The 7,989-nt window shown below is 49.4% G+C and carries 8 protein-coding genes and 1 tRNA gene; 6 read left to right on the forward strand and 3 right to left on the reverse strand.

What is annotated here, in order from left to right; translation table 11 throughout:
• Window positions 1-49 precede the first annotated feature (49 nt).
• The 3 genes from HMPREF9439_RS06620 to HMPREF9439_RS06630 form a co-directional block, all read right to left on the reverse strand.
• Window positions 50-124: transfer RNA gene (locus tag HMPREF9439_RS06620), tRNA-Val, on the reverse strand.
• Window positions 125-155: 31 nt separating this feature from the next.
• The gene (gene rnhA, locus HMPREF9439_RS06625; RefSeq protein WP_008864246.1) at window positions 156-611 is read right to left on the reverse strand and encodes a ribonuclease HI; all 456 of its coding nucleotides are present in this window, start codon (window positions 609-611) and stop codon (window positions 156-158) included.
• 33 nt (window positions 612-644) lie between these two features.
• Complete coding sequence (locus HMPREF9439_RS06630) at window positions 645-1,385, reverse strand: class I SAM-dependent methyltransferase (protein WP_008864247.1); 741 nt, start codon at window positions 1,383-1,385, stop codon at window positions 645-647.
• A 116-nt stretch (window positions 1,386-1,501) separates the two neighbouring features.
• Here HMPREF9439_RS06630 and HMPREF9439_RS06635 point away from each other — a divergent pair, with 116 nt between their 5' ends.
• The 6 genes from HMPREF9439_RS06635 to recN all read left to right on the forward strand — a co-directional run bounded on the left by HMPREF9439_RS06635 (window position 1,502) and on the right by recN (window position 7,943).
• Entirely contained in the window at window positions 1,502-3,265 is a 1,764-nt protein-coding gene (locus HMPREF9439_RS06635) for a LysM peptidoglycan-binding domain-containing protein (RefSeq protein WP_008864248.1), read from the forward strand.
• 224 nt (window positions 3,266-3,489) lie between these two features.
• On the forward strand, window positions 3,490-4,278 hold the full coding sequence (locus HMPREF9439_RS06640) for an enoyl-ACP reductase FabI (protein WP_008810749.1): 789 nt from the start codon (window positions 3,490-3,492) through the stop codon (window positions 4,276-4,278).
• A 9-nt stretch (window positions 4,279-4,287) separates the two neighbouring features.
• On the forward strand, window positions 4,288-4,680 hold the full coding sequence (locus HMPREF9439_RS06645) for a DUF423 domain-containing protein (RefSeq protein WP_008810748.1): 393 nt from the start codon (window positions 4,288-4,290) through the stop codon (window positions 4,678-4,680).
• A gap of 22 nt (window positions 4,681-4,702) precedes the next feature.
• The gene (locus tag HMPREF9439_RS06650; RefSeq protein ID WP_008864251.1) at window positions 4,703-5,398 is read left to right on the forward strand and encodes a hypothetical protein; all 696 of its coding nucleotides are present in this window, start codon (window positions 4,703-4,705) and stop codon (window positions 5,396-5,398) included.
• A 10-nt stretch (window positions 5,399-5,408) separates the two neighbouring features.
• Window positions 5,409-6,281, forward strand: a complete 873-nt coding sequence (locus HMPREF9439_RS06655) for an NAD(+)/NADH kinase (RefSeq protein WP_008864252.1) — start codon at window positions 5,409-5,411, stop codon at window positions 6,279-6,281.
• Window positions 6,282-6,287: 6 nt separating this feature from the next.
• The gene (gene recN, locus HMPREF9439_RS06660) at window positions 6,288-7,943 is read left to right on the forward strand and encodes a DNA repair protein RecN (protein ID WP_008864253.1); all 1,656 of its coding nucleotides are present in this window, start codon (window positions 6,288-6,290) and stop codon (window positions 7,941-7,943) included.
• Window positions 7,944-7,989: the final 46 nt, after the last annotated feature.

Here is a 7,989-nt window from a genome sequence, read left to right on the forward strand (position 1 = left end):
CGGCTAGATCACTGAAAAACGCAAAATATCAGCGGGCTGGAATTATGGTTGGTGCACGATACTGGTTTCGAACCAGTGACCCCTGCCGTGTGAAGGCAGTGCTCTACCCCTGAGCTAACCGTGCTTTCCAATAAAGCGAGATTCTACACGATTTTTTAATCCTTTTTCTTGCTCTGCTCGAGAGTCTTCTCAACCCCTAGATTTGCAAGGAAATCTGCGCGTTCATTACCTTCGATTCCATCGTGGCCTTTTACCCAAACCCAATCAACCTCATGCGGCTTTGATGCTTCGTACAGTTTTTTCCAAAGCTCGGCATTTTTTACAGGTGAGCCGTCAGCCGTCTTCCAGCCTTTTTTAATCCAGCCGTAGATCCACGCTGTCATTCCTTGTTGAACATACTTACTATCGGTATGAAGAATTACTTTGCAAGGCTCTTTTAGGCGGCATAAAGCTTCCGTTGGAGCCGTTAATTCCATCTGGTTGTTGGTTGTGCTCAAGGCTCCGCCGCAAAGCTCAAGGACATGGCCTTTATATTTCATCCATGCGCCCCATCCGCCGGGACCCGGGTTGCCTTTGCTAGCCCCGTCAGTCCAAATTTCTACTTCTTTCATCTCTAATCTGATCACATTGAATCGGTTTTATACTCATTCGCTCTTAGGAGCAGGCCGGCGCCCCAAGAAGAAAAATTTCTTGTTCACAGCGCGTCCGACAAGCTTAAAGCCTGGCACTTCTTTGGTAGCACTGATCGCAAAAATTGCGCCGCACTGCGGCCACCAGCGATCGCCAGCCTTTTCAATCCAGGAGTCTTCCTTAATCTGAGCGGAAGAAAACGTGAGACCGTAGCATCCGAAAGCCCCTCTGTCTACATGAAATGAGAGCAAGTGAAGCCAGTCGCGAATTTGGAAAACCGACATAAACTGTTTGCCGGGAAGAAAAGTCTTCGCCCCGAAGCGCTGCATTTTAAAACGCAGCCCCCATAAGCTCATTAAATTAAATCCCGTCAGAATAACCCTTCCGCCCGGAATCAATATTCGGTATACCTCTCTCAACAAAGCGTGTGGATCCTCAGAGACCTCCAATGCATGAGGCATAACGACTAAATCTATGCTTTCACTCTCAAAAGGCATTGCTTCAAACAGCATCTGCAAGGGCGTCCTGTCATCCGTTTCTAAAAGCTGAGTCAAAGGCCGCAAGGTCGGCTCCGCGGCAACCTTAAGCCCGATCCGATTGTTCTTTAAAAAATCGATCCCGGTCGCCCCAAGCTGCACCGCGTTATATCCGAAACAATCGGATACCAATTTGTCGTATTGGTTCTGCTCCCACCGCAGGGCATATTGGCCCAGCGATGAAGAGTAAAATTTTTCGAGTGTTATTGTTTCGGCCATAAATGACTGACATTGCGGGCGATGATATTTGAAACACAATCTCATCGATCCGGAATGATTTTCCTTTAAATTGCCTAATAATTGTATCTTTATCCTGACTTCTGAGCACCACTCCGATGTTTTTGAAAACCTCTCTCCGTACGTTGGCTTTGTCTTTAGCATTAGCGCTTCCGTTGTCTCCTTACGCTTCCGAGCCTCCGGGCGAAATTGAAGAAATCGTGACCCCAGGTGCTGATGACGACGAAATCTATACGGTTTGGACACGCGTACGGGACGGCTTCAAGATCCCGAACATGGAGAATTCTGTCGTGGATGAAAACCTCGCTAAATACTCCAAACGTCCGGATTACTTACAACGCATGGCCAACCGCTCTCAGAAGTACCTTTACCACATCATTGAAGAAGTCACCGCACGCGGAATGCCGACCGAAATTGCCCTTCTGCCATTCGTGGAAAGTGCTTTTGTCACAAACGCTAAGTCTCGAGTAAAGGCTGCCGGTCTTTGGCAATTCATGCCGGCTACCGGTAAGCACTATGAACTCGACCAAACAATGTGGAAAGATGAGCGCTACGACGTACTGCAGAGTACGGCTGCCGCCCTCACCTACTTACAGAGACTGCACGACGAATTCGATGATTGGCCGCTTGCCTTTGCGGCATACAATTGGGGAGAAGGCAATGTACGACGCGCGATTAAGCGCAATCAATCATTAGGGCTTCCAACCGATTACATGTCGCTCAAGATGCCTGCAGAAACCCGGAACTACTACCCCAAGCTTCAGGCGATTAAGAATATCGTTCAGAATCCAAACGATTACGGCATCAAACTTCCTACGATCTACAACGAACCTTTTTTCGTTCAAATCTTTAAAGACCAAGATATCGACGTCAAACGTGCCGCAAAACTTGCCGGTATGAGTCATGAAGAATTCAGTACGCTCAATCCTTCTTTCAATCGTCCTGTTATTGTTGCTTCCCACAATCATTCGATGCTAATGCCGACAGATAAGCTCGACCAATTTATCGAAAACTTGGTCGCTTATCGCACCAGCGGAAAACCGCTCTCCAGCTGGACTACCTACCGAGTGCAGCCTGAGGATACCGTTGCTGCGATCGCGCGCAAGGCCCACATGACAGAAGCTGCGCTGCGAGAGGCCAACCAGATTCCCGCAGGCAGAAGAATCAAACCAGGATCCCTAGTTCTCGTCAGCAAGTCCAGCGGATTAGGAAACGCTGAGGATATTTCTTCCGATACGATTGATGCCTCTTTCGCTTTAGCGCAAGACTACCGCCGCGTGACTTATCGCGTACGCCGCGGAGACAACATGAGAAGCGTGGCACGCCGCCTGGGTGTCTCTCCGGCAACAATAATGAAGAGCAACGGCTTGCGTTCCCAACGGCTGCGCGTCGGTCAGACACTTCGAGTCAATGTGCCCATCGTCACTCGCCAGACAACGACCTCCCGCCCTACTACGACAAGGAGCACGCCCGATACACCAGTCGCCTCCACCAAGTTCTATGTGGTTAGAAAAGGCGATACGCTCTACAGCATCGCTAACCGCTACAGCATCACAGCGTCTGCATTGAGAAATGCCAACAACATTTCGGGCAATAATATTTCCATCGGTCAGCGCCTGACCATCAATGCTTCCGGTACGCCGACCAAACGGCATGTAGTGCTGGAAGAGGTTCCGGAAAGAGTGCAGAAGCAGGTCAGCAAGCGTCCCTTAGCTAAAAAGAAAACCTACAAAGTCAGGAAAGGCGACACGCTTTTCTCTATTGCATCTTCAGCCAACATGTCGGTCAACCAATTGAAAAAGTTAAACGGCATCCGTAATAACAACCTCAAGGTCGGACAAACATTAAAACTGTCTCAATAAGTCCAATTCTTTCTTAATTGAAGCGCAGCGTGCTTTTTGGTCACTGCGCTTTTTTGCGTTTTCGCTATGGTTGATGACTTAATTCTGAATTACGTACTTTTCTGCACCTCCTTTAATTGTTTTTTGCAATTCGCACTGAATTCGGCAAGATTTGAACTTTTGTTCACAAAGTCGCTTAATATTCCATGAGTTTAGAAATTCCTCTGGAAGGACAAGGAAGAACAATGAGTTTGCTCAAAGACAAAAAAATCTTGCTAACGGGTGTGTTATCCAACCGTTCAATCGCCTATGGCATTGCCAAAGCCTGTCATCGTGAAGGCGCTCAGCTCGCTTTCACTTACCAGAATGAAAGATTCTTGGACCGTATTACAGGCTTTGCTAAAGAATTTGACAGCGAAATCGTCCTTCCGCTAGATGTGGCAGATGACGCTCAGATTTTTGCTCTGGCCGAGACTCTCAAGACAACATGGGGAGGCTTAGACGGTGTGGTTCACTCTATCGGTTTCGCTCCGCGCGAAGCCATTCAAGGAGACTTCTTGGAGGGCTTATCTCGGGATGCCTTCAAGACGGCTCTGGACATTTCCGCCTATTCTTTCCCGGCACTGATCAAAGCGCTTGTTCCTCTAATGGAGGGTCACCCTTCATCGGTGCTGACGCTCACTTATTTAGGCAGTGAGCGCGTTGTGCCGAACTACAACACCATGGGTGTCGCCAAGGCCGCTCTTGAAGCTTCTGTTCGCTATCTTGCCAACAGCCTCGGACCCAAAGGCATTCGGGCAAATGCAATTTCCTCCGGTCCGATCAAGACTCTAGCTGCAAGCGGTATCAAAGACTTCTCCAAAATCTTAAAATACATGGAAACGGCTGCTCCACTCAGACGCACAGTCACAATTGATGAAGTCGGCAACACGGCAGCCTTCCTGCTCTCTGACTACGCTTCCGGCATTACGGGCGATAATGTATATGTTGACGCCGGCTTCCACGCCGTTGCCGTCCCTGATATTTTGGAATAAGGATTCAATATGCATTTTTGGGCTTTCATCGGAAGTCTTCTGCTTGCTTCCGGCGTTGCTATGGGCGCCTACGGTGCGCATGGGTTGCGGGCCATTGTGGATGTGCCTCGTTCCATCGAAGCCTTTGAATACGCCGTTCAGTACCAACTGATCAGTGCTTTGGGTTTTTTTGCGATCGCTTGGGCAACCAACCATTTCAAAGCCGGCTTGGTTAACTTGGCCGGTCTTCTGCTTCTAATCGGCTCGATCGGCTTTTCACTGAGCATTTACTTGCTGGTCCTTGCTCAGTGGAGACCGTGGCCCCTCGTCACCCCGATCTCCGGCGGATTTATGATCGCCGCGTGGATAGTTATGGCTCTGGCCTGCCTGACCTCTAAGCCGAAGCACAGCTCTTTCTATTAACTTGTTTTGTTCCTGAAGATCGATGCTCTCTTCTCTGCCTTATCCGCTTTTATTTGTGTCCGACTGCTCAGAGCGGCCGCCGCAAAAGTACATCGACAGGTATTTGAGCCCGGCGCTGCTGAAATACGCAGCTGATCATCCTCTGGAACAAAACGCTGTCCTCTGGAGCCGCTTGCTCCTTCTCTCCATTCCCTATCAGCAATATCCGGATGATCCCCCTTTGATGATTGTCTCGGATCGTTTTACCAAAAGTCTGACGCTCGGAGGAGATTCCTATCATTACTGCAAGACCGACTGGCAAGGAAACAATCTGGCATTGGTTGTCTCCGATCTTCCCGTTTTTCTGTCCTTTCGATCATTTGACTCCGCCAATGACCATCTGAAAGAAATTGCCAGACTTCGTTTCCCAGCGATCATTAACAATTGGATTGACCGTCAGGAGAACCCAGAACTCGCCTTTTACCAATACTGGACGCTGAGCGAATGCCTGAAGGACCGAAACGATCCCACGGTTCGAATCAAAATTGACGACGATGATTGTTTAACCGTCAAAGGCTCGAGCGTACTCCTGCGTGAGACCTTCCAATTTTGGACATCTGAAGATTGGATCTGTACGGTTCAGGGACCGGCCTTAACAAATTTACTTTACGAAGTTCGAAAACCGGGAAAAACCCTTCAGCTGCTTGATGAAGCATTCGAAAAATTTGGTACGGAGTAAAGAGTAGACAATGACAAAAGAATTCAGCACCGTCGGAGTTTTCGGAAAGCGAGACTCTCTCGATTATGAACCTCTGCGCATTATTGCTGAGCTTCTTATTAAATCTGGACGCCAAGTTCTGTTGGAGAAAAAGCCGGCGGAAGCACTTTCGCTCGGAGAAGGTTTCACCCGTGACGAAATCGGCAAAAAATCCGACCTCATTATCATTTATGGCGGCGATGGAACCTTCTTAGGCGTTTCCCGCCGCATGGCGCACTACGATGTACCCTTCATCGGTATTAACGCCGGTCGTCTCGGTTTTGTGACCGACATTCCGTCAGACAAAATGGTCGAAGAAATTTCCGAAATCCTGAGCGGCCACTATTACACCGACACCCGGTGCCTCCTTGAAGGAATTCAGATTCGCGACGGCAAAGAGATTTACCGCAATGTCGCAGTCAACGAAATCTGCGTTTCCCGAGGCAACTCCGGCGGCATGATTGAAGTGTCGGTCTCGGTTAATAAACTTCCGATGAGCCGCCAAAGAGCAGACGGTTTAATTGTTTCCACGCCGACCGGTTCGACGGCATATGCACTAAGCGTCGGCGGTCCGATGATTTATCCCTCGGTTGCTTGCACACTTCTCATTCCGGTTGCGCCGCATTCCTTAGCGAATCGTCCGATCGTGATTCCGGAGAACTCTCTGATCGAAATTACCGTGACAGATATGAGAGATGCCACTCTTTATTTCGATATGCAGGATAATTCCGAGGTTTTAGTAGGTGATATCATTAAGGCCTCCCCCTACCCGCATCGCGTTAAAATTCTCCATCCAAGTCGACACAACTACTTCGATACGTTGTGCAAAAAGTTACATTGGAACTACCTTCCCACGGACCGATAATCTCTCATGCTCTGTTCACTGAACATTCGCGACTTTGTCATCGTTGACAAACTTGATTTGGAATTTTCAGACGGTTTTACTGCACTGACCGGTGAGACCGGCGCAGGCAAATCGATCCTTATTGACGCACTTCAGCTCCTTTTCGGCGCTCGCTCCGATCCGGAAGTTATTCGCTCCGGCGCCCAGAAGTCTGACCTTACGGCCAGCTTTACGATCAACGACAAGATCAAAACCTGGCTTGAAGAGCGAGAGCTTTCTGGCCTCAACGGAGAGCTGGTTTTAAGAAGAACTTTGGACATCAAAGGCCGAAGCCGTTCTTGGATCAACGGCACGACCTGCTCTTTGTCTCAGTTAAAAGAACTCAGCCATATGCTGGTTGTGGTTCATGGTCAGCATGCCCACCAATCTCTGCTTCGCAAAGGCTCTCAGCTTGAAATGCTGGATGCTTACTCCGGTTTGCGTCCTCAGGTTGATGCGGTTCGTTCCGCCTGGACGCAATGGCGTGAAGCACAAAAAACGTTGGAAGAGGCTCGTGAAAGACAGGCCTTCAATCAGGCTGAGCTTGAACGCATGAAATGGTTCTTGGAAGACATGAAGGAGCTTTCTCCGGTTAAAGGAGAATGGGCTCGTATCAACGAAGAACACACACGTCTTTCTCGTTACAACGACATAATTGATTCCTGTCAGAAAGCTCGAGAAGCCCTCACAGAAGCTGACTACAGTGCACTAGAGCTGGTCGACTCAGCTATCAGCGCCATCGGAGACGTGTCGGACGTCGATGCGAAACTCGAGAAGATCTACACGCAGCTCAACGATGCACGTGAAATCATTGACTCTGCCTCCGATGATGTCGAGCACTATTTAGACCGCACGGATTTTGACGAAGGCCGTTTCGAAGAACTCGATCAAAGAATCAACCTTTATCTCGAATTGGCTCGCAAATATCATGTCGAGCCGGAAGAGCTTTACGCAGAGATGCAGAAAGTCTCCGAGAAGGCAGCTGAGATGGAAGGGCTGAGTGATCTGACGGCGCTCTTTAATAAAGCGCACAAGGCAAAGACGCAGTACGACAAACTTGCCGGAGAACTCTCGAAAGAGCGAAAAAAAGGCGCGTTGAAGATGCAGAAGAGCATCACAGACGTCATGCAGACTCTGGCGATGGCCGGCGGTTCTTTTGAAGTTGCGGTGACACCTGCCGAAGCACCTTCTTCTGTAGGTATTGATCACTGTGAATTTTTGGTTGCAGGCCACGCCGGCGTTCCTCGCCGGTCTCTATCCAAGGTTGCGTCCGGCGGTGAACTGGCTCGTATCAGTCTTGCGATCGCCGTAACCGACACAATGACTGCTACCGTCGATACGTTGATCTTTGACGAAGTGGATTCCGGCATAGGGGGCGCCGTTGCAGAAACAGTCGGTCGTCTTCTTGCTCAGCTCGGCGAACACCAGCAAGTTCTCTGCGTTACTCACCTTCCCCAAGTCGCTAGCTGCGCCTCTCAACACTTCAAGATTGAGAAAAAATCGACAGGAGAAGGCGAGGCGCCGGTTTCCAATGTTTATCCGCTTACCGATGACCAGAGAGTCCAAGAAATCGCCCGCATGCTCGGCGGCCTGACGATCACTCAGAAAACTCTAGATCACGCTAGGGAGATGCTTCGGCGCTAATCACTCAGAAAAAGAAAGGGGCTGTTGCAAAAGTCTGTCGAAAGCA

Origin of the sequence: Parasutterella excrementihominis YIT 11859 (assembly GCF_000205025.1) — a bacterium.
In the GTDB taxonomy this organism is placed as follows: Bacteria; Pseudomonadota; Gammaproteobacteria; order Burkholderiales; family Burkholderiaceae_F; genus Parasutterella; species Parasutterella excrementihominis.